Genomic DNA, 20,867 nt, shown 5'->3' with positions numbered 1-20,867 from the left:
TTCTGTCGGCGGTAGATTCCCGAACTGCCACCGACGACCGGTCGGTATCCGAGGCGAGGATCCGGGGGCTAACGATCCAGTCGGTAGACCTCGTTCCCGTCGGTTTCAGCGGGAGATCCGCCCGATCGGTCGACTCCTCGTTGAGGAAGGAGACCGGATTGGGACCGACGCGGTTGAGACCGGCCAGGACCGGCACGAACGGGGCCGCATCGGAGTCCGGTAGAGCGGGCGACCGGTCTCGTCCGCGGGTTGCTTGCAGGGGAAAGCGAACGCGCAAATAGACGGGCGTCGTTGAACGACCGATGTCGAGTCCACTGTCCCGCCGTCGACTGCTGGCAGTCGGCAGTACCGGTACGACCTTCGCGCTGACCGGTCGGCTCGCCGCTGACGACGACGACGTCGACGCGGACGACGACACCGGCGAGGAGACTGGCGACGACGCCGGCGACGAAACGGAATCGAACGGAGAGGCAACCGTCGCCGTCGCCGCGAACGTCGACGAGGAGGACTTCGCCGAGCTCCAGGAGGAGATCATGGCGAAAGTCGAAGAGGGCGAAATCGATCAGGTCGAAGCGCAGGCCGAGCTCGAGGACGCCCAGCTCGAACTGATCGCCGAATCGATCGACGCCCTCGAGGCACACGCCGAGGAGACGGACGCCCTGACCGTAACCGAAACCGAGCCGGAGCTCGGGCTGGCGCTCGTCGACGGCGAATCGGCCGAATTGATCGCGGCGCTCGATCTCGAGTCGGTCGCGGCGCTCATCCCGGCGGCGCAGTTCGACGAGGCCAGAGACGGTCCGTGAGGGGAATCCCGTCGTTGCGGTAGCCCGCCTCCGACCGACGGTGACGGCGTCGGTCGAAGACGGTGAACAATCCGGCGAACGTCACCACCGGCCGACGGTCGGCACCACCGATCGACGAACTACGATGGAGTGCACCGCTGCCGATCCCGTGACGAGCGGTCGCGTCCGGAAGCAGATGTCGTTCGGGTCCGTCGTCAGGGAGGATCTTCGGGACCGTCAGTCGAGTCGTTCGAGGGTGTGGCGCTTCTGAGAATCGATCGGGAGGGTGGTCGGCCGGTCGTCAGTCGTCCGCGACGACCCGCTCGTCGAACTTCTCGCGGACTTTGTCGATCTTCGGCGCCGCGTGCATCCGGCAGTATGCGTCGGTCGGGTTCTTCTCGAAGTAGTCCTGGTGGTACTCCTCGGCCTCGTAGAACGTCTCCAGCGGCTCGATCTCGGTGACGATCCCGTCCTCGTAGACGTTTTGGGCCTCGAGTTCGTCGACGAACGCCTCGGCGAGCTCCGCCTGCCGCTCGTCGTGGGTCAGGATGATCGACCGGTACTGGGTTCCAACGTCCGGCCCCTGTCGGTTCAGCTGGGTCGGGTCGTGAATCGTGAAGAAGACCTCGAGGAGGTCCTCGTAGGCCAGCTCGTCCGGATCGAACGCGACCTGGACGACCTCGGCGTGGCCGGTTTCTTCGCGACAGACCTCCTCGTAGGTCGGATCCTCCGCGTGACCGCCCGCGTAACCGGAGGTCACCGATTCGACGCCGTCCAGGGTTTTTATCGCCGCCTCGACGCACCAGAAGCATCCGCCGCCGAACGTGGCTCGTTCCATACCGAGTACCAGGGGGTGCGGGCGGTTAGGTGTGACGAACGGGGCGCGGGGGTGGAAGGACAGGAGCCCGGAAGTGTGACGGACGGAACCGAGAGACCGGTGACGTCCTGCACGCCCCCGAGTGCGATCGGTGGTGACCGGGCCCGGGCCGTCGAGGGACGACCAGGTCGCGATCGACCGGATCGAGAGCACGGCCCGATAGGGGCGACGGGATCGGATCGCGATCGGCCGGATCCAAGGCACGACCCGATGAGGACGTCGGAGCCACGACACGACCGACCGCAGGGAGACCCGATCCGACGGGGACGTCGGAACCGCCTCGCGACCGACCGCAGGGAGACCCGATCCGACGGGGTCGTCGGAGTCGCGCCGTGGGCACCTTTTTCACGCCCGCCGGGGACCTGTGAGTCAATGTCTCCCTCGAATGGAGCTGCGGAGAGATCGCCGGCGCTCCGCGTTTCGTCGCGCCCGTCCCTCGAAAAGGGGGCCGAACTGGTCGCGACCGCGCGCGAAGCGGATTCGTGCGTTCGGGTCCTCGAGACCGGGCCGACCGGAATCGAGGGGGCCGAACCGCTCGTCCTCGCGACCGTGGCCGACCGAACGGCCGTTTTCACCGATCCCGACGAATCGACGATTCGGAACGCCGTCGGCGCGCTCGACGACGGGACGGTCCCGGACGAAGCCGCCGAGACGGTGATCCGGCACGAGCCGAATCGATCCACGATCCCCATCCCGGACGACGGCGCGCTCGCGGTCGGCGACCGGCGGGTCCTGGGACCGTGCGGCTGGGTCGAGCCGACCTCCCCGGACGACCTCGAACTCGTCTCGGTCGGACGGGACGCGAGCGAGATCGGCGACCTCGGGCTCCTCGGCCGGGGTCGGGGTGACGCCGTCGCGGACGAACCGGCGGCCGACGCCTGGGAACGAGCCCGCGAGACGGACGGCGAAGCCGTCGTCGTGGTCAACGCCCACCGGACCGACGTCAGGCCTCGTGCCGATCGCACGCTGCTGGCGGGGGCGCCGCTCGCGGTGCTCGACGGCGCGGCGGCCGTCGCCGAGCGCGTGGGGGCATCGGACGTGATCGTCCACCTCGCGCCGCGTGACGAGGGCCTGGGACGACTCGTCCGTCGGGCGGCGGACGCTGCGCACGACGCGTTGTCGATCGATCCGCAGGTCGTCGTCGGACCCGACGAGTACCGGGCCGGTGCGCCCACGGCCGCCCTCGAGGCGCTGGAGGGTGCAGATCGCATCGAACCCCGGATCCAGCCGCCGACGCCCGCCGAGTACGGCCTCCACGGTCGACCCACGGTCGTCCACACGCCGCGGACGCTCGCGCAGGTCCGGCACGCGCTCGCGGAGCCGGGTGCCTACGATTCGACCGCGGCGGACCCGGGGACGCGGCTCGTGACCGTCACCGGCGACGTGGTGTATCCGGCGACGATCGAACTGCCCCCCGACACCAGCCTCACCGCCTGTCGCGAAGCGGTGACGATCGACGGCCGGTTCGAGCTGGCGTGCGTCGGCGGCGTGTTCGGCGGCATCGTTCGCGACCTGGACGTCGCGCCGACCGCCCGGTCGCTCGCGGCGGCCGAACTCGGAACCGACGGGGTCGTCGAGCTGCTGAACGAGACGCGCTGCCCGGTGGCGACCGCCGGGGAACGCGCCCGATTCGCCGCCGAAGCGAACAGCGGACGCTGCGTCCCCGGTCGGGAGGGGACCAGACAGCTCCTGAGTCTCCTGCGCGACGTCTACGACGGTCGCTACGCGGGCGAGGACATCCGCGAGTTGGCCCGCGTGATGGCCGGGTCGGCGAACTGCCAGGTCGGCGCGCACGCACCCCGGCCGGTGACGACGGCGATGGAGGAGTTCGAACCCGCGTTTCGCGCGCACGCCGACGGGCGCTGTCCGAGCGGCACCTGCACCGGGGCGCCATGAGTACCGACACGTCCGCCGAGGACGAGAGGCTGCCGCGCGTCCCGGACGTACGGGATCCGACGACCGCCACGCCGGTAACCGAGACGTTCGAGACCGGGACCGCGAACGATCCGCCGGTCGGGACGACCGGGGACGAGCCGACCACGCTGACCGTCGACGGGGAACGGGTGACGGTCCCCGCGGGATCGACCGTGATCGACGCGTTGGGAGCCGCGAGCGAGGAGACGGTCAGCGTCGGGATCGGAATCGAAGGCCTCGAAGACGCCGCCGACGTTCCGGCGCTGTGCTACTTCGACCGCGGGAGCGACGCGAGCGACGAGATCGGTCCCCGAAGCGAGTGTCGAACCTGCACGGTCGACACCGCAGAACGCGGCCTCGTACCCGCCTGCTCGTACCCCGCAGAGGACGGCCTGACCGTCAGGACCGACGCGCCCGCCGCCGAGGAGGCCCGATCGGTCAACCTCGACCTCCTGCTCTCGAACCACAACCTCCGCTGTACGACCTGCAACGGAAACTCGCGGTGTGAGTTGCAGGCGGCCGCGATTCGCGAGGGCGTCGACCACCCCCGGTACGGCGTCTTCGACGAGCGGGACAGATACGAGCCGATCGACGACACGTCCTCGTTCGTCCAGATCGACCGCAACAAGTGCATCCTCTGTAACCGCTGCGTCGAGGCGTGCAACGACGTCCAGGTCGAGGGCGTGCTCCGAATCGAGGGATCGGGTCGGGAGACGCGCATCGGCTTCCAGACCGAAACGGCCGAGACGATGGCCGACTCCGCCTGCGTCTCCTGTGGCCACTGCGCGACGGTCTGTCCGACCGGGGCGCTGACCGAGAAGGACATCGGCGGGGCGACGACGTTGCCGCTTCCCGGGTTCACCCAGCGCAACTCGGTCGGGCGGGTGATCGAAGGGGAATCGGTCGAGACGCTGGACGAGGCGGTCGCGCCCAATCGCGGTCCCGACGGCGGGTCGGTCGAGCGCGGTGGAGACGGAGGGGCTACTGACAGCAGACCGCGCGACGACGGGGTCGGTCGCCTCCTGCGGACGGCCGCGCGTCGAGCGAGGGGACTCGCCCGCGAGTTCGGCCGAACGGCCGCGATGACGGGCGAACACGCCGCCGAGCGCGTCGCCGCCGAGGTGCTCCCGGAGGGCGTGCTCTTCGACGTCGCGAAGCGTGTCGGCGACTACCGCATGCGCAGCGTCGAGCGAGCGGAGACGACCTGCGGATTCTGCTCGGTCGGCTGCCGGTTCGAGATACTCGGAAAGGGCGACGACGTGCTGGGCGTCGACCCCGTCGACGACCCCGCGGACGCGCCGGCCAACGACTTCTCGACCTGCGTGAAGGGGAAGTTCGGCCACGAGTTCGCCAACAGCGAACGGCGGGTCACCCGACCGCTGGTCCGCACCGGCGACGGCGAGCTGGCGGCGGTCTCGTGGGACGAGGCGCTCGATCACGTCGCCGAGCGGTTGCGCGAGATCGGCACCCGCCACGGCGTCGACGCGGTGGGCTGTCTCGCCTCCTCGAAGGGGACGAACGAGGAGGCCTACCTCGTCCAGAAGTTCGCGAGGCAGGTCCTGGGGACGAAGAACGTGGACAACTGCGCGCGGTTGTGTCACGCCTCCACCGTGGCCGCGCTGAAGCGGACGGTCGGCTACGGAGCGATGAGCAACCGCATCGAAGAGGACGTGGGCGAGGCCGACGCCTACCTCGTCACGGGTTCGAACACGACGGAGTCCCACCCCGTGCTCGCGACGCGGATCAAACGGAACGTCCGGGAGGGGGCCGACCTGATCGTCTTCGACCCGCGGAAGATCGGCATCGCCGAACACGCCGACCAGTTCGTCCGGACGCGGCCGGGCTACGACACGGCGTGGATCAACGGGCTGATCCGGCACCTGATCGAAAACGATCTGCACGACGACGCGTTCGTCGAGCGCAACACCACGGGGTTCGATGACGTCGTCGCGAAGGTCGACCCCTTCACGCCCGAGCGCGTCGAGGAGCTCACCGGCGTCCCGGCGGACGAACTGGCGCACGCGGCAGAGACCCTGGCCGCCGCCGACACCGTCGTCGTCGGGTGGGCGATGGGCATCACCCAGTCGAGTCACGGCACGCAGAACGTGCTCGCCCTCGCCGACCTCGCGCTCGCCCTCGGCCAGGTCGGCAAACCGGGCGCCGGGCTCTCTCCGTTCCGAGGGCAGAACAACGTCCAGGGCGGGGGCGGCGACATGGGAACCCTGCCGAACAGCCTGCCCGGCTATCAGGACGTGACCGACGACGAGGTGCTCGACGCGTTCGAGAACGCCTGGGGCGAGCGGCCGCCCGACGAGCCCGGACTGACCGTCCCGCAGATGTTCGACGAGATCCACGAGGGGAACCTGCGCGGGATGTACGTCGTCGGCGAGAACCCCGCCCTCTCCGAACCCGACGTGCAACACGCCGCGGAGGCGCTTTCGGCGCTCGACTTCCTCGTCGTCCAGGACGTCTTCCTCACCGAGACCGCAGCGCACGCCGACGTTATCCTGCCCGCGGCGGCGTCACCGGAGAAACACGGGACGTTCACCAACACCGAGCGGCGCATCCAGCGAGTTCGTCCCGTCACGGACCCGCCGGGCGACGCTCGACAGGACTGGGAGATCACGCAGGCGCTGGCCCGGCGGCTCGGCTACAAGTGGACCTACCGACATCCCCGCGAGATCATGGACGAGATCGCCGAACTGACGCCCATCTACGGCGGCGTCAGCTACGAACGCCTCGAGGCCGGCGACCGCCACGGCCTCCAGTGGCCCTGCTGGGACGAACACCACCCGGGCACGCCGTACCTCTACGACTACGAGGAGGGAAACTTCAACTTCGAAGACGGCCGCGCCCGATTCGTCCCCGCCGACGTGCAACGACCGGCCGAGGTGCCGGACGAGGAGTTCCCGCTCACGCTCACCTCGGGGCGCGTGCTGTACCATTGGCACACCGGCCAGCTCACTCGCCGCGTCGAAGGACTGATGAGCCACGTCGGAGAGAGCTTCGTCGAAATCCACCCGGAGACCGCCGCACACGTCGGGGTCGCGGACGGCGAGTACGTCCGGGTCGAATCGCGCCGCGGCGAGATCGTCGTGAAAGCGCTCGTGACCGACCGGGTCGGCGAGGGGATCCTGTTCATTCCGATGCACTTCGCCGCCGGCGCCGTCAACAAACTCACCCAGGAGACGTTCGACCCGCACGCCGGCATTCCCGAGTACAAGGTTTCGAGCGTCCGCGCGGAGCCGCTCGGCCCGGACGCGGATCCGGACGTGCTCCGAACCCCGGACGTGGGGGACGGCACGCGCTGAGCGGTGCCCGCCGGCGGACGCCCCCGTCAACGGCCACAGTTGGACCGCCGACCCGCTACCGTTCGCCCGCGACCTCGGCCTCGAACCGCCCGAGGAAGCGCTCGACGAACGCGGAACGGTCGGCCGCGAGGCGTCGACCTCCGGACGTGTACATCCTGTCGGGGAGATCCAGGATCTTCTTCTCGACGTGGTTCACGCTCGTCCGACCGGCCTCGGATTCGTCGAGTTCGGCCGGGAGCGTCGAGTCGTAGAGCGGGTTCCCGTAGACCGGCGCGCAAGCGAAGACCCGGGCGAGCCCGACGGCCCCGAGCGCGTCGAGATTGTCCGCGTCGCAAAGGATTCGCGCTTCGATCGTCTCCGGTTCGACGTCGTTCGAGTAGCGGTGGGCCAGGACGCAGTGGGCCACCGCCTCGATCGTTCCCTCGTCGGCGCCGCGATCGTCGAGAATTCGGCGCGCCTCCGCGGCGCCCCACGTCGCGTGATCGTCGATCTCGCCGGCCTCCTCCGCGGGTCGGCCGATATCGTGCAGCGAGACCGCCAGGTCCAGCACCGTCTCGTCGACGTCGTCTCGCTCCGCCGCGAGACGCGCCGCGAGCGATCGGACGCGCTCGACGTGTCGCCAGTCGTGGGCGGGGCCGACGCGGTCGTCGAAATACGTGCGCGCCGTGCGCCGGACGTCCTCGAGCATCCGCTCGGAATTGGAACGAACGGGTATAGAAATCATCGATCCCGGCGACGACGTCGCTCGGCGGGACCGAACGCCGGACGCTGGACGACACGCAATTGGCGGTCGACCGCGAACGTCGGCCCATGTCGGACGAGTTTGACGACACCGTCGACGCGCTACTCGAGCGAATCGAGCGCGAGCACGACGTCCGGGTCGTCGCCGCACGAGACGTGGGTAGTCGCGCGTGGAACCTCGCGGACCCGACCAGCGACCGCGACGTCGGAGTCGTCTTCGCCCAGCGACCCCACCAGTACGCCCTCCTCGACGGCTACGAGTCGTCGGTGCGCGTCCGCTCGGGGGAAGCGGACTGCCAGGGCTGGAACGTCAAACGGTTCGCCGAACTGCTGGCCGATTCGAACCCGACCGCCTTCGAGTTTCTTCACAGCCCGCTTCGATATCGGACGTTCCGGCCGCTAGAGCGTCTCGAGACCGACGTCGGCGATTCGTTCTCCCCGATCGCGCTGTACCACCACTATCGGTCCCTCGCCGAACGACAGTATCGAACGTACCTCCAGGGACGCCTGTTCGAAGACGGCGAACTCGCCTATCTGGTCCTCGAAGAGCGCGACGACGAGTACCTCGTCCGGCCGGTCGACGCGAGCGGTCACGACGCTCGCCCCGACGGGATCGCGAACGACGAACCTCGAAACGACGAGCTTCGAACCGTTCCGCGCGACGCGTACGAGGAAGGTCGGACCGATCGAACGGTCAAACGACATCTCTACGTCTCCCGGGGAGTCCTCTACGCTCGGTACGTCCGCGAGAGCAACCGGTTTCCGACGCTCGACTTCCCGCGGTTCCTCGCCGAGGAAGCCGACCGCGACGCGTTCGATCCGGCGTTCGTGGAGACGACGCGCGAACTCGTCGAGCGAAAGCGACGCGGCGAGGGGGACGCCGTCGTGGGTCGGTTGTTCGACCCGGACGACGTCAGCCTTCCCGAGATCGATCCGTCGGCGCACGCGGGCCGTCGCGTCGATCGAGCTCGACTCAACGACTTCGTCCGGGAGACGCTCGACGTGACCTTCGCCTGAGGCCCGATAGACGAACTGGCACTGGTACCGAAATCTGAACCGGGACCGATACGAGAACTCGCACCGATACTGGCCTCCGGCCGGTACGCGTCGGTACGCACCACGATTGGCAACGGGTTATCGACGATTACAGAACGTGACAGCGTCGGGCGAGGCTATATCCTCGGTCGCGTCGTCGTTCCCGTAGACGAACGATGTATCGTTACGCCCGAAATGCGTGGCCGGTTCGGCGACCGCTCTCCCCCGAGCACGCACGAGGCAGTGCACACGACCGAGCTTGCAGAGGCAGTGCACACGACCGAGCTTGCAGAGGCAGTGCACACGACCGAGCTTGCAGAGGCAGCGCACACAACCGAGCAGGCACGAGACAGTGCACGCAGAATCCTCTCTGCGATGATCGTCCTGCCAGTAGCAGTCTCACGATCGTCCGACGAATAGCAGTCCCATGATCGTCCTCCGAGTGGCGGATATTCACGTCAACGGAGGGCTGCACCACAATCGGAGACGCTTCCAGCCCATCCTCGATCTGATCGCGGAGATCGATCCCACGGTTCTCGCCGTCGAGTACGATCCGCCGCGATTCGAGGAATTCGTCGAAGACGTCCTCCAGAACCGAAATCGCTGCGATCCCGCCGACATATTCCTCGCGATCTTCGCGGCGAAAGCCCTCGACATCCCGCTCGCGCTCATCGACACCGGCCACACCGAGGCGGCTCTCGCCGCCGAAGCACGGTATCAACGCGAAATCCTTCCGGAGCGGATCGACGAGACCGGCCGCTTTCAGGAGGCGAATTCGCTGTCCGCGATCGACAGCGATCTCCGCCGGCTCGAACGGCGCGCTCCCGAGGCCTACCGAACGCTCGTCCGCGACCGGGATCGGCGGATGGCCGGCCACCTCCAGGCGCTGGCACGGCGCGACGAACGGATCGTTGCCGTCGTCGGCGAAAACCACACGGTCGGCCTGCACTCGTACTTGACGAACCCCGGGACGCTGTCCGACTCTTGCGTCGAACTGCCGCCGATCCGCGATCCGCCTCGGGGTGCGTTCACGCCCTGGGCGGCTCGCCAGCTGTCGCGTCACCCGTCCATGCCGAACGTCACCGGCGACGTGTGAATTGGGCCCCCAATCGGTCCGCATCGGCCGAGACGCCCACTCGCCGTCACCCAGCACCGTTCGAGTGAGGTCCATCGGGCGAGTCAGGATCGAACGCGAAGGCCGGATGCCCGACACGGTCCGTCACGCGTCGACGCGCCAGCGAATCAGGACGCCGTCGTCCATCCGTTCGACGTCCACGAGTGCGAGTTCCGGAAACGCGTCGACGAACCCCTCGCCGTCGGCGAGCGTCGGCGCACCCCGTCCGCCGATCACGGTCGGGCCGACGAACACCGACAGCTCGTCCACGAGCCCGCATCCGAACAGCGAGAAGATCAGCTCGCCGCCGCCCTCGACCATCACCGTCTCCGGCCCCGCGTCCTGCAACGCCGCGAACGCCCGAAGGAGGTCCACTCGGTCCTCGCCGGCGGTGATCAGGGTCGCGTCCCGGTCGGCGAGGGCGGCCCGCCGGTCCGCCGGCGCGGCCTCGCTCACCAGGACGTAGGTCTCTGCGGCGTCGTCCAGCACCGCCGCGTCGGTCGGCGTACGCGCCCGCGAGTCGGCGACGACGCGGGCGGGCTGGGCCGGTTCTCCTCGCGAAAGGCGCTCGTCCCGAAGCGCCGGGTCCTTCACGGTGAGACTCGGATCGTCCGCGAGCACCGTCCCGACCCCCACCGCAATGGCGTCGCTGCTCGCTCGCACGCGGTCGACCCGCTCGAAGTCCTCCGGGCCGCTGATCGCGAGCTGCTCGCGGCGGCTCGATGAGAGCTTCCCGTCCGCGCTCATCGCCGCGTTGACGAGGACGTGCATGGCCGTCTACGACGCTCTTTCGAGGGCACCGGGATAATCCCTTTCACCGACGGAAGGAGCGCCGACGGAATCGTCGCTCGGGAAGACAGTCGGGACGACGTTCCACTTTCACTCCGAGCCGAGGACGTTTTTAAGCCCCCGCCGTAACTCAGTACGATGGATCTCGACAGCCACGCCGAGGATCTCGCCTCCGACCTCGGTGTCGACAACGAGGAGGTCAAACGCGACTTGCAGAACCTGGTCGAGTACAGCGTACCGATCGGCGAGGCGAAACAGAGCCTGCGCCGCAAGTACGGCGACGAGAGCGCCGGCGGGGGCGGCGGTCCGACCTCGAAGGCGATCGGGGAGATCTCGCCCGACGACGGGAACGTCACCGTGACCGGCGTCGTCCTCACGGCGGGCGAGCGATCGATCCGGTACCAGGGATCCGACCACGTCATCGTCGAGGGAGAACTCGCCGACGAGTCCGGCGTCATCGACTACACCGCGTGGGAGGACTTCGGACTCGAACCGGGGGACGCGATCACCGCCGGCAACGCGGGCGTCCGCGAGTGGGACGGCGAGCCGGAGCTCAACCTCGGCGAGCACACGTCGATCTCCGCCGTCGACGATTCCCCCGAGGTACCCTACGAAATCGGCGGCGAATCGTCCCTCGCCGATCTCAGGACGGGCGACCGGGCGGCCACCGTCGACGTGCGGGTCCTCGAGTGCGAGGAGCGCACGATCGACGGTCGCGACGGGGAGACCGAGATTCTGAGCGGCGTCCTCGGCGACGAGAGCGGGCGGCTGCCGTTCACCAACTGGGATCCGCAACCGGAGATCGAAGAAGGGGCCGCCGTCCGTCTCGAGAACGTCTACGTGCGCGAGTTTCGGGGCGTGCCCGAGGTGAACGTCTCGGAGTTCAGCGACGTGACCGCGCTCGATCGCGAGATCGACGTCGGCGACGACGCCCCGCGAATGGGCGTCGGCGAAGCCGTCGCCACCGGGGGCGTCTACGACGTCGAGCTCGTGGGCAACCTGATCGCCGTCCGCGACGGTTCCGGGCTGATCCAGCGCTGTCCCGAGTGCCGACGAGTCGTCCAGAAGGGACAGTGTCGAACCCACGGCGAAGTCGACGGCGAGGACGACCTCCGGGTGAAAGCGATCCTCGACGACGGCACCGGCACCGTGACGGTCGTCCTCGACGAGGGACTCACCGAGCAGGTCTACGGGGGCGACGTCGACGACGCTCGCGAGGAGGCGCGCGACGCGATGGACCAGGAGGCGGTCGCGGACACCATCCGCGAGCGGATCGTCGGCCGCGAGTTCCGCGTCCGCGGACACCTCTCCGTCGACGAGTACGGCGCGAACCACGACGCGGTCTCGTTCGCCGAGAGCGATGACGATCCAGCCGATCGTGCCGAGAACTTCCTCGCGGAGGTGGCCCGATGAGCGTCGACGGCGGAACCGACACCCGACCGGGCCGCGAAGTCGCGTTCCGGATCTTCGCGGCGGAGTTCGACGACGCGTCGCTTTCCCACGCCGAGAGCGACGAGGAGCGCGCCCCCAACTACGTGATCGCGCCGACGGGCGCCAGGCTCAACCGGATCTTCGCGGTCGGAACCCTCACCGAGGTGAGCGACGTCAACGAGGAGATGGTTCGGGCGCGCATCGTCGACCCGACGGGCGCGTTCGTCGTCTACGCCGGTCAGTACCAGCCCGAAGCGCTGGCGTTTCTCGAGCGGGCAGAGCCGCCGGCGTTCGTCAGCGTCACCGGCAAAGCGCGAACCTTCGAACCCGACGACGGCGACCGGGTCTACACCTCCATCCGGCCGGAGACCCTCGCCGAGGTCGACGGCGACACGAGGGACCGCTGGGTCGTCGACGCGGCCGAGCACACGATCGACCGCATCGGCACCTACGCGGCGGCGGCCGAGCTCGACGCGACCGGCGACCACCTCGCGTCGGCGCTCCGCGCGAACGGCGTTCCCGAGGGACTGTCACGGGGAATTCCGCTCGCACAGGAACACTACGGAACGACCCCCGCGTACCTGGCCGCCCTCCGGGAGACGGCGCTGGACGCCGTTCGCGTCGTCGCCGGCGAACGCTCGCAGGTGGACCCCCTGGAGTTTACGCCCGGCGACGCCGATCCCGAGGGGCCCGACTTCGCGACGCTGGCCGCCGACGGACCGACGCTCTCGCTTCCCGACGGGGTCGCGACGGGCGAATCCGAATCGGGCGCGGCGGCCGAGGGCGAACCGGAGCTGACGACGACCGATCCCGCGTCGGGAGCGGCCGTCGGGACGGCGGAGGCGTCTCCGCAGTCGGAACCGGCGGACGACACCGCAGTCGGCGACGCGAACGCTGCCCTCGCCGACGACGACGGAGACGGCGAAGCGAAGAGCGACCGAGCCGACGAGCCCCAGCCCGACGACGAACTCGGCGATTTCGACGCGGCCGACGCGGCGTCGACGAGCGACGGGACGGACGCCGAGGAATCGGAGCCAGCGCCCGAATCGACGAGTGATGCGGACGACGCCGAGGATTCGACCGACGACGAGCTGGGCGACTTCGAATCCGACGGTCTCGACGACGAGCTGTACGAGATCGACGAGGAGGAACGAGAGCAGATCGAGGCCGAGTACGGAACGGAGTTTACGACCGGCGCGGACGTCGACGAGCCCGGTGAGGCCGACATCGACGTCCCGGATCCGGCCGACTCGGAGGGCTCCACGGACGACTCAGAAGGCGCCACGGACGACGAACGAGACGCCGACGAGACGGCCGACGACGGGGCCGAAGGGACGGAGGCTGACGGCGAATCCGAGTCCGGCGGCATGGGCGAAGACGTCGAGGCGGACGCCGAAGTCGACGGCGATGACGAGGTGGAGGTCGAGGCGGTCGACGATGACGACGTGGGTGACGACGATGCGGAACCCGAGGCGGTCGACGACGTCGACGTCCAGTCGCTGGCGGTCGAAACGATGGACGAACTCGACGACGGCGACGGCGCCGATCGGGACGCGGTGGTCGAGGCGGTCGTCGAGGAGACCGGCGCGTCGGCCGAAACGGTCGAGGAAGCCATCCAGGACGCGCTGATGGGCGGCGAGTGTTACGAACCGGCGGACGGGACGCTGAAGGCGATCTGAGCGATGAGTCTGGTCGAGCCGGTGCCCGACGAACCCGCGGCGATCGCCGCGATCGACGGCGAGCGGGCGCTGCTCGTGGCCGACTACCACGCCGGGGTCGAGGTCGCGTTGCGCTACGAACGCGGCGTGCAAGTGCCGAGCCGAGCCCCGGAGCGTCGCGAGCGGTTGTGCGGCCTCCTCGAACGAACGGAGCCGGACCGGTTGATCGTCCTGGGCGACCTGATGCACTCGATCGGCGATCCAGGCGGCGCCGAGCGCGGCGAGCTCGAGGTGTTGTTCGAGACGATGCCGCCGGTCGACGTGACGCTGGTGAAAGGTAACCACGACGGGGCGATCGAGTCGTGGCTCGGGGAGGCGGTCGACGACGGCCCGCCCGCTCGGCCGGGCGACGCGCCGGCCGGCGCGACGTCGCTTTCGGTCGTCCCGGGCGACGGCGAGCGTCTCGGCGAGCTCGGCGTGTGTCACGGCCACAGCTGGCCGTCGCCGACGGTTCTCGAGGCGACGGTCGTCTGTATGGGTCACGAGCACCCGTGCGTCCGACTGGAAGACGAAGTCGGTGGCAGCCGCGTCGAACCCGCGTGGCTCCGCGGTCGTCTCGACCGCACGTGGATTCTCGACCGGGCGGAGTACGCGGACGCGACGACGCCGGAACCGGACGAGCCGGGGGAACTCGTCGTCCTGCCGGCGTTCAACGAACTCGTCGGCGGCACGTGGGTGAACGTCGCCGGCCAGTCGTTCCTCTCGCCGTTCCTGCCCGACGGCCTCGTCGACGGCGACGCGTATCTGCTCGACGGGACGCGTCTCGGGCCGTACGAGTCGGTGTGAAGCTCCGCAGCCGCCGGTTCGGCCCCCGGTCGGCACGGGAGGATCGACCGCTCGAATGCGGCTCGCGCCTGCGGCACCTGCAAGCCGGATACCCATTCCGGAATCGGTCGAACGACCGGTCATGCCGATCGAGACCTACCGGATCGAGGTCGAAGAGACCGACGGGCGCGAGGGGTTGATCGTCGACGTCTACGGGGGCGACGACCTCGTCGAACGGACCGCCTCGATCGCCTACGAGGAGTACGGCATCGAGCCGACGTCCGACGACGGCGACCCGTCGGCGGTCGTCAGAGAAGTGACGGCGGACGTGACGACGACCGACCTCCAGCTCGAGCGCGACGGCGGGGGATTTTCGGTGCGCCTGCTCGGCGATCGCGACGAACTCGCGACGGTTCGGGTCGACGACGAGGAGTGGGGGCTCTCTTCGGTATGAAACGGGCGATCCGGGGACCCCGCCGACGTCGACAAACAACGACCTTATGCGGCGTACGTCCCTAACCGCGGTCGATGATCGACGGGGACGCGGCGGCGTTCACCCACCTCGGGCCGACCGTCCGCGACGCCCTCTCCGAACGCGGCTTCTCGACGCCGACGCCGCCCCAGCGGCTCGCGATCCCGCCGCTGGCCGCCGGGGAGAACACGCTGGTGATCGCACCGACCGGGAGCGGGAAGACCGAGACGGCCATGCTTCCCGTGTTCGATCACATCGTTAGCCGGCGACGGGAGGGATCGGAGTCGGCCGAGGACGACGAACGCGACGACGGATTCGCCGCGCTGTACGTGACCCCGCTGCGGGCGCTGAACCGCGACATGCGGGACCGGCTCGAGTGGTGGGGCGAGTACCTCGACGTCGAGGTCGACGTCCGCCACGGGGACACGACCCAGTATCAGCGGAGCAAGCAAGCGTCGGACCCGCCGGACGTCCTGATCACGACGCCGGAGACGCTGCAGGCGATGCTCACCGGCGAACGGTTGCGCGAGGCGCTGGCGGACGTCGAACACGTCGTGATCGACGAGGTCCACGAGCTCGCGGCCTCGAAGCGCGGCGCCCAGCTATCGGTCGGACTCGAGCGGCTCCGGCGGCTGGCCGGCCCGTTCCAGCGGATCGGTCTCTCGGCGACCGTCGGCGACCCCGCGGAGGTCGCCCGCTTCCTGACGGGCGAACGCCCCTGCGAGGTGCGCGAGATCGACGTCGGGAGTAACGTCGACGTGACCGTTCGGGAACCGACGGTAACCGACGAGGATCGCGAGCTCGCGGGTACACTGATGACCGAGGTGACGACCGCCAGTCACGTCCGACTGATCCGCGACATCGTCGACGAACACGAGTCCACGCTCATCTTCGTCAACACGCGCCAGACCGCCGAAGCCCTGGGATCCCGGTTCCGGGAGCTCGACCTCCCGATCGGCGTCCACCACGGCTCGCTCTCGAAGTCCGCCCGAATCGAGGTCGAAGACGCGTTCAAGGCCGGCGAGCTGGACGCGCTGCTCTGTACGTCGTCCATGGAGCTCGGGATCGACGTGGGAAGCGTCGATCACGTCGTCCAGTACCAGAGTCCGCGGCAGGTGACGCGACTGCTCCAGCGCATCGGTCGGGCGGGCCACCGGATGGGCGAAGTCTCCTCCGGAACGATCGTCACGACCAGACCCGACGACACGTTCGAGGCGCTGGCGATCGCCCGTCGGGGACGGGCGGGCGAGGTCGAGGACGCGGCGATCCACGAGGGGAGTCTCGACGTCGTCGCCAACCAGGTCCCGGCGATCGTCCAGAGCGCCGGGTCGACGTACGTGGACGAGGCCTACGGGATCGTCTCGGACGCGTATCCGTTCAGGGAGCTGACCGAGGAGGGGTTCCGGCGCGTGCTCTCGGAACTTCACCGCAACCGGATCGTCTGGTTCGACGAGGGCGAGGATCGAATCGAGACGAGCGGGAGCACCTGGCAGTACGTCTACGCCAACCTCTCGATGATCCCCGACGAGGAGACCTACGAGGTCCACGACATCGCCTCGAGCCGCCAGATCGGCACCCTCGACGAACGCTTCGTCGTCAACTTCGCGACGCCCGGGGAGGTGTTCATCCAGCGCGGCGAGATGTGGCGCATCGCGGAGGTCGACGACGAGGAGGGGATCGTGAAGGTGAGCCCGATCGAGGACCCGGCGGGCGAGGTCCCCTCCTGGATCGGCCAGGAGATTCCGGTCCCCTTCGAGGTCGCCCAGGAGGTCGGCGAGATCCGAAACGTGGCGGAACCCCAGTTGAGCGCGGGCGCCGACGCCGACGCGGTCGCCCGCGAGCTCGGCGGACGGTACCCGAGCGACCACCACACGCTGACCTCGGCGCTCGACCAGCTGGAGCGTCAGGTCGAGGGAGCGATGCCGATGCCCGACGCCGACCGGATCGTGATCGAGCGACGGGGCGCCAGCGTGGTCGTCAACGCCTGTTTCGGCCACACGACCAACGAGACCCTGGGACGCACGCTCTCGGCGCTGCTGGGTCAGCAGTCCGGGTCGTCGATCGGACTGGAGACCGATCCCTACCGTATCGAACTCGAGGTGCCGACGAGCGTCGCGACGAGCGACATCGTGGCGGTACTCGAGGATACCGACCCCGCACACGTCGAGACGATCGTCGAGCTCGGCCTCAAGCGCTCGGACGCCCTGGCATTCCGCCTCGCCCAGGTCTCGGCGAAGTTCGGGGCGCTGAAGCGCTGGGAGGGGTCCGGACGCATGTCGAACGAGCGGTTGCTCGCCGCCCTGGAGGACACCCCGATGTACGACGAGTCGATCCGCGAGGTGTTCCACGAGGACCTCGACCCGACGCGCGCCGCCGCCGTCCTGGAGGCGATCCAGTCCGACGAGATAGCGGTCCGCACGGTAACGGGGCGAACCGCCGTCGGCACCGGCGGCCGGTCGTCTGGGAAGGAGTTGCTCTCGCCGGAGAACGCGGACGCCGGCATCATCGAGACGGTTCGAGAGCGGATCCGCGACGACCGGATCATCCTCCTGTGCACCCACTGCAAGGAGTGGAAATCCAGGACGAAAGTGCGACGAGTGCGCGAGCAACCGGAGTGTCCGAACTGCGGTTCCACCCGGATCGCGGCGCTCAATCCGTGGGCCGACGAGGTCGTCGACGCGGTGCGCGCCGAGGAGAAGGACGACGAGCAGGAGTACATGACCGAGCGCGCCTACCGCTCGGCGAGCCTCGTCCAGAGCCACGGCAAGCGGGCGGTGATCGCGATGGCCGCGCGCGGCGTCGGCCCCCACAACGCCGCGCGCATCATCAACAAGCTCCGCGAGGACGAAGACGAGTTCTACCGCGACATCCTTCGACAGGAGCGCGAATACGCGCGGACGCAGTCGTTCTGGGAGTGATCGTACAAGACCGCCGGAAGTGATCGTGCAAGACCGCCAGAAGTGATCGTGTAAGTCCGCCGGGAACGATCGCGGACGGACTGTCGGAAGCGATCGTGGACAGTTTACCGAGAGCGATCGGACGCGGATTCCCTGCGAGCGAGCCGCGGATGCGACCGTCCGTCGACCGCACCGATTTCGCCGGAAACGTGCCCCGTCATCGACCTCGGCGGGTATATCGCCGGTAGACCGTCGAAACCGTGAAGCGGGGTCGTCACGAACGCGCTGACATGCAGGTCGCTCCCGGAGCGTGGCGGTACGCACTGGTGCCGCTGGTCGCCGCGCCGTTCGCCCTCCTCGTCAGCGTCGTCGCGGGCGTAGTGCTGGCGGCGCTGGGCGTCGCCGTGCTGGGGTTCTTCCGGGATCCGGATCGCGCGCCGCCGCCGGTCGGCATCGTCGCCCCCGCCGACGGGAAGGTCTCCGTCCTCCGTCGGGAGGGTGAGCGGGTCCGGCTGGGCGTGTTCATGAACGTCTGGAACGTCCACGTCGTCCGCGCCCCCGCGGCCGGAACCGTGACCGGCGTCGAACACACTCCGGGCGCGTACAAGCCCGCGTTCTCGAAGGATTCCGATCGCAACGAGCGGGTTCACGTACACCTCGCGACGGAGGATACCGGCGAGAGCGACGGCCGGCAATCGGTGAGCGCCGACGCCCCAACCGAGGACGTCGACGGTCCGAACGAGGGCGTCCACGATCCGACGGAGGACGTTCACGATCCGACCGAGGGCCCCGACGACCCGACCGGTGGGCCCGACGACCCGTCCGGAGGCCCAGACGACCCGACCGAAGGTGACGGTCGGACTGGCGCCATCGTCGATCTCGAGGCCGACGCCGAAGGCAGCCGGGTCGAGGAGGTGACGCTGATCGCCGGCGCGTTCGCGCGCCGAATTACCCCGTACGTCGAGCCCGACGACGCGGTCGAACGGGGCGATCGAATCGGTCACATCGCCTTCGGCAGTCGGGTCGACGTGGTGTTATCGCCCGAGGTCTCGATCGACGACGTCGCGGTCGAACCCGGCGAGCGGGTGCACGCGGGGGAGACGGTGGTCCTCGAAACTGGGACGCCCACGTTGCTGGCCGAAGACGAATCGGGCGCCGGAGAGGCCGTCGACGATCGCGCAGACGTCGATTGATCCCCGGCCCATCGACCGACCCCCGGCCCATCGACGTTCTTCGAGCGCCGTCGACTATCCGCCCGCCGTGAGACCGGCACGGGTCTCGGGGGCGACGCCGACTCGACGCGCTTTTCCGCCCCGTTTGCGAACCCCGAAACATGACCCACGAGATACAGGAGCGCGTCGTCTCGTTCGCAGAACGCCACGGACTCGACGCCGATCCGGCCTACCGCATCCTCGACCTCTCGGCGGAAGTCGGGGAGGTCGCCGCAGACGCCGCGAAGTCGACGGATTACGGGGCCGAACCGGACGCCCTGGAAGTGAACGGCGACGAGATCGGCGACGCCCTCTTCTCGTTGCTGCTCGTGGCGGACGCGGTCGACGTGGACGCCGCCGCGGCGCTCGACGAAGCGCTGGAAAAGTACGAACGACGCGTCGAGGAGACCGGGAGCGCGGGATCGGCTGACTGACCGCCGCCGATCGGCGCGGCCCGACTTCCCGTCGCCGATCGGTCCGTGGGGCCAGCGCGCGATCGACCGACGTCGGCGTTGCGCACGGGCGGAGCGGTCGATCACTCGAGCGAGCGACGCGCCGCCTCCAGGTGCTCGCGTTCGACGACGACGTCGTCGGCCCGCTCGTTCGCCTCCTCGGGTTCGTAGGCCGTCGCGACTTCGCGGATCGCCTTCATCGACGCGTCGCGAACGAGCGCCTCGATGTCGGCGCCGGTGTACCCCTCGAGGTCGGCGGCCAGCTCCTCGAGGTCGACGTCCTCGGCGATCGGCTTGCCCCGGGTGTGCACCTCCAGGATCTTCTCTCGGGCCTCGGCGTCCGGCTCCGGCACGAGGACGTGCGTGTCGAGCCGACCGGGACGGAGGAGGGCGGGGTCGATCTGGTCCTTGCGGTTCGTCGCGGCGAGGACGACGAGGTTCGGGTTCTCGCTCATGCCGTCGAGTTCGGTCAACAGCTGCGAGACGACCCGCTCGGTCACCTCGTGGCTCTCGCCGCGGGTGCCGACGAGGGCGTCGATCTCGTCGAAGAAGACGATCGACGGCGCGGACTGGCGGGCGCGCTCGAACACCTTGCGGATGGCCTTTTCGCTTTCGCCCACGTACCGGTCGATGATTTCCGGGCCGTCGACGCGGACGAAGTTGACGTCGGTCTCGCCGGCCAGCGCACGCGCGAGTAACGTCTTCCCCGTACCGGGTGGGCCGTAGAGAAGGACGCCCGAGGGCGGGTCGGTGTTCGTCCGGTCGAAGAGTCGGTCGTAGGTCAGCGGCCACTCGACCGACTCTCTGAGCGTCCGCTTCGCCTCCGACAGGCCGCCGACCCGACCGAAGTCGATGTCGGGCGACTCGGCGACGTACTCTCGCATCGCCGAGGGTTCGACCGAGGCGAGCGCCTCGTCGAAGTCCGCCTTCGTCACCGCCGGGTCGCGGTTCCACGCCGCCCGTTCGTCCTCGTCCGCCGGGCGGCGGCGGATCGCGGCCATCGCCGCCTCGCTGACGACGGCGTCGAGGTCGGCGCCGACGAAGCCGTGGGTCCGCGAGGCGATCTTCTCGATCGAGACGTCGTCGGCCAGGGGCATCCCGCGGGTGTGGACCTCGAGAATCTCGCGGCGGCCGGACTCGTCCGGGACGCCGATCTGGATCTCGCGGTCGAATCGACCGCCGCGTCGAAGCGCGGGGTCGAGCGAGTCCACGCGGTTGGTGGCGCCGATGACGATCACCTCGCCGCGGGCGTCGAGTCCGTCCATCAGCGTCAGCAGCTGGCCGACGACGCGGCTCTCGGCGTCGGCGTCGTCGTCGCGCGCGCTGGCGATCGAGTCGATCTCGTCGAAGAAGACGAT

At 69.2% G+C, this 20,867-nt stretch carries 16 protein-coding genes; 12 read left to right on the top strand and 4 right to left on the bottom strand.

The features are described from left to right. The first annotated feature begins 302 nt into the window (after positions 1-302). Positions 303-803, top strand: a complete 501-nt coding sequence (locus QZT59_RS09370) for a hypothetical protein (RefSeq protein ID WP_290814710.1) — start codon at positions 303-305, stop codon at positions 801-803. A 280-nt stretch (positions 804-1,083) separates the two neighbouring features. Here QZT59_RS09370 and msrA read toward each other — a convergent pair whose 3' ends face one another. Then, positions 1,084-1,620 (bottom strand): peptide-methionine (S)-S-oxide reductase MsrA, encoded by a 537-nt coding sequence (gene msrA, locus QZT59_RS09365; RefSeq protein ID WP_290814707.1) that lies wholly within the window; start codon positions 1,618-1,620, stop codon positions 1,084-1,086. 411 nt (positions 1,621-2,031) lie between these two features. On the opposite strand from msrA, the gene QZT59_RS09360 reads away from it, so the two are divergent. Both QZT59_RS09360 and fdhF read left to right on the top strand, forming a co-directional pair. Next, positions 2,032-3,555, top strand: a complete 1,524-nt coding sequence (locus tag QZT59_RS09360; protein ID WP_290814704.1) for an NADH-ubiquinone oxidoreductase-F iron-sulfur binding region domain-containing protein — start codon at positions 2,032-2,034, stop codon at positions 3,553-3,555. Beyond that, positions 3,552-6,884 (top strand): formate dehydrogenase subunit alpha, encoded by a 3,333-nt coding sequence (gene fdhF / locus QZT59_RS09355; protein ID WP_290814701.1) that lies wholly within the window; start codon positions 3,552-3,554, stop codon positions 6,882-6,884. The genes QZT59_RS09360 and fdhF overlap by 4 nt, the downstream gene beginning before the upstream one ends. Positions 6,885-6,939: 55 nt before the next feature. On the opposite strand, the gene QZT59_RS09350 is transcribed toward fdhF, so the two are convergent. After that, the gene (locus QZT59_RS09350) at positions 6,940-7,572 is read right to left on the bottom strand and encodes an HD domain-containing protein (protein WP_290814698.1); all 633 of its coding nucleotides are present in this window, start codon (positions 7,570-7,572) and stop codon (positions 6,940-6,942) included. Between the two features lie 122 nt (positions 7,573-7,694). Here QZT59_RS09350 and QZT59_RS09345 point away from each other — a divergent pair, with 122 nt between their 5' ends. After that, entirely contained in the window at positions 7,695-8,642 is a 948-nt protein-coding gene (locus QZT59_RS09345) for a DNA polymerase beta superfamily protein (protein ID WP_290814695.1), read from the top strand. Between the two features lie 445 nt (positions 8,643-9,087). Further along, positions 9,088-9,756, top strand: coding sequence for a TraB/GumN family protein (locus QZT59_RS09340; RefSeq protein ID WP_290814692.1), 669 nt, complete (start codon positions 9,088-9,090; stop codon positions 9,754-9,756). Between the two features lie 123 nt (positions 9,757-9,879). Here QZT59_RS09340 and QZT59_RS09335 read toward each other — a convergent pair whose 3' ends face one another. Then, a complete protein-coding gene (locus QZT59_RS09335) occupies positions 9,880-10,545 on the bottom strand; it encodes a 2,5-diamino-6-(ribosylamino)-4(3H)-pyrimidinone 5'-phosphate reductase (protein WP_290814689.1) in 666 nt (221 codons plus the stop codon). A 156-nt stretch (positions 10,546-10,701) separates the two neighbouring features. On the opposite strand from QZT59_RS09335, the gene QZT59_RS09330 reads away from it, so the two are divergent. From QZT59_RS09330 to QZT59_RS09300, 7 genes are all read left to right on the top strand, one after another. Further along, positions 10,702-11,976: a Single-stranded DNA binding protein gene (locus QZT59_RS09330; RefSeq protein WP_290814686.1), complete on the top strand. Its 1,275-nt coding sequence runs from the start codon at positions 10,702-10,704 to the stop codon at positions 11,974-11,976. Next, positions 11,973-13,673 carry a hypothetical protein gene (locus tag QZT59_RS09325; RefSeq protein ID WP_290814683.1) on the top strand — a complete coding sequence of 567 codons (1,701 nt, stop codon included), beginning with the start codon at positions 11,973-11,975 and terminating at the stop codon, positions 13,671-13,673. Before QZT59_RS09330 ends, QZT59_RS09325 begins: the two co-directional genes overlap by 4 nt. Positions 13,674-13,676: 3 nt before the next feature. Then, the gene (locus tag QZT59_RS09320; RefSeq protein ID WP_290814680.1) at positions 13,677-14,498 is read left to right on the top strand and encodes a metallophosphoesterase; all 822 of its coding nucleotides are present in this window, start codon (positions 13,677-13,679) and stop codon (positions 14,496-14,498) included. A gap of 121 nt (positions 14,499-14,619) precedes the next feature. Next, positions 14,620-14,931, top strand: coding sequence for a hypothetical protein (locus tag QZT59_RS09315; protein ID WP_290814677.1), 312 nt, complete (start codon positions 14,620-14,622; stop codon positions 14,929-14,931). A gap of 74 nt (positions 14,932-15,005) precedes the next feature. Beyond that, complete coding sequence (locus tag QZT59_RS09310; protein WP_290814674.1) at positions 15,006-17,867, top strand: DEAD/DEAH box helicase; 2,862 nt, start codon at positions 15,006-15,008, stop codon at positions 17,865-17,867. 269 nt (positions 17,868-18,136) lie between these two features. Next, positions 18,137-19,039: a protein sorting system archaetidylserine decarboxylase gene (locus tag QZT59_RS09305; protein ID WP_290814671.1), complete on the top strand. Its 903-nt coding sequence runs from the start codon at positions 18,137-18,139 to the stop codon at positions 19,037-19,039. A gap of 140 nt (positions 19,040-19,179) precedes the next feature. Next, the gene (locus QZT59_RS09300; protein WP_290814668.1) at positions 19,180-19,491 is read left to right on the top strand and encodes a MazG-like family protein; all 312 of its coding nucleotides are present in this window, start codon (positions 19,180-19,182) and stop codon (positions 19,489-19,491) included. A gap of 101 nt (positions 19,492-19,592) precedes the next feature. Here the strand turns inward: QZT59_RS09300 and QZT59_RS09295 are convergent. Beyond that, a partial coding sequence (locus QZT59_RS09295; protein ID WP_290814665.1) for an AAA family ATPase occupies positions 19,593-20,867 on the bottom strand: 1,275 nt, incomplete at its 5' end.

The sequence above is a fragment of the Halovivax sp. genome, assembly GCA_007119345.1.
Taxonomy (GTDB): Archaea; Halobacteriota; Halobacteria; order Halobacteriales; family Natrialbaceae; genus Halovivax.
The sequence above is the reverse complement of the archived record's forward strand: the minus strand, read 5'-3'. Positions and strand labels throughout refer to the sequence as shown.

Excerpts from the sequence above, each read along its gene's own strand:
- QZT59_RS09360 (WP_290814704.1), top strand. The coding sequence starts at position 2,032 with ATGTCTCCCTCGAATGGAGCTGCGGAGAGATCGCCGGCGCTCCGCGTT.
- QZT59_RS09345 (WP_290814695.1), top strand. The coding sequence starts at position 7,695 with ATGTCGGACGAGTTTGACGACACCGTCGACGCGCTACTCGAGCGAATC.
- QZT59_RS09370 (WP_290814710.1), top strand. The coding sequence starts at position 303 with ATGTCGAGTCCACTGTCCCGCCGTCGACTGCTGGCAGTCGGCAGTACC.
- QZT59_RS09330 (WP_290814686.1), top strand. The coding sequence starts at position 10,702 with ATGGATCTCGACAGCCACGCCGAGGATCTCGCCTCCGACCTCGGTGTC.
- QZT59_RS09335 (WP_290814689.1), bottom strand. The coding sequence starts at position 10,545 with ATGCACGTCCTCGTCAACGCGGCGATGAGCGCGGACGGGAAGCTCTCA.
- QZT59_RS09325 (WP_290814683.1), top strand. The coding sequence starts at position 11,973 with ATGAGCGTCGACGGCGGAACCGACACCCGACCGGGCCGCGAAGTCGCG.
- msrA (WP_290814707.1), bottom strand. The coding sequence starts at position 1,620 with ATGGAACGAGCCACGTTCGGCGGCGGATGCTTCTGGTGCGTCGAGGCG.
- QZT59_RS09350 (WP_290814698.1), bottom strand. The coding sequence starts at position 7,572 with ATGCTCGAGGACGTCCGGCGCACGGCGCGCACGTATTTCGACGACCGC.
- QZT59_RS09315 (WP_290814677.1), top strand. The coding sequence starts at position 14,620 with ATGCCGATCGAGACCTACCGGATCGAGGTCGAAGAGACCGACGGGCGC.
- QZT59_RS09340 (WP_290814692.1), top strand. The coding sequence starts at position 9,088 with ATGATCGTCCTCCGAGTGGCGGATATTCACGTCAACGGAGGGCTGCAC.
- QZT59_RS09310 (WP_290814674.1), top strand. The coding sequence starts at position 15,006 with ATGATCGACGGGGACGCGGCGGCGTTCACCCACCTCGGGCCGACCGTC.
- QZT59_RS09305 (WP_290814671.1), top strand. The coding sequence starts at position 18,137 with ATGCAGGTCGCTCCCGGAGCGTGGCGGTACGCACTGGTGCCGCTGGTC.
- QZT59_RS09320 (WP_290814680.1), top strand. The coding sequence starts at position 13,677 with ATGAGTCTGGTCGAGCCGGTGCCCGACGAACCCGCGGCGATCGCCGCG.
- QZT59_RS09300 (WP_290814668.1), top strand. The coding sequence starts at position 19,180 with ATGACCCACGAGATACAGGAGCGCGTCGTCTCGTTCGCAGAACGCCAC.
- fdhF (WP_290814701.1), top strand. The coding sequence starts at position 3,552 with ATGAGTACCGACACGTCCGCCGAGGACGAGAGGCTGCCGCGCGTCCCG.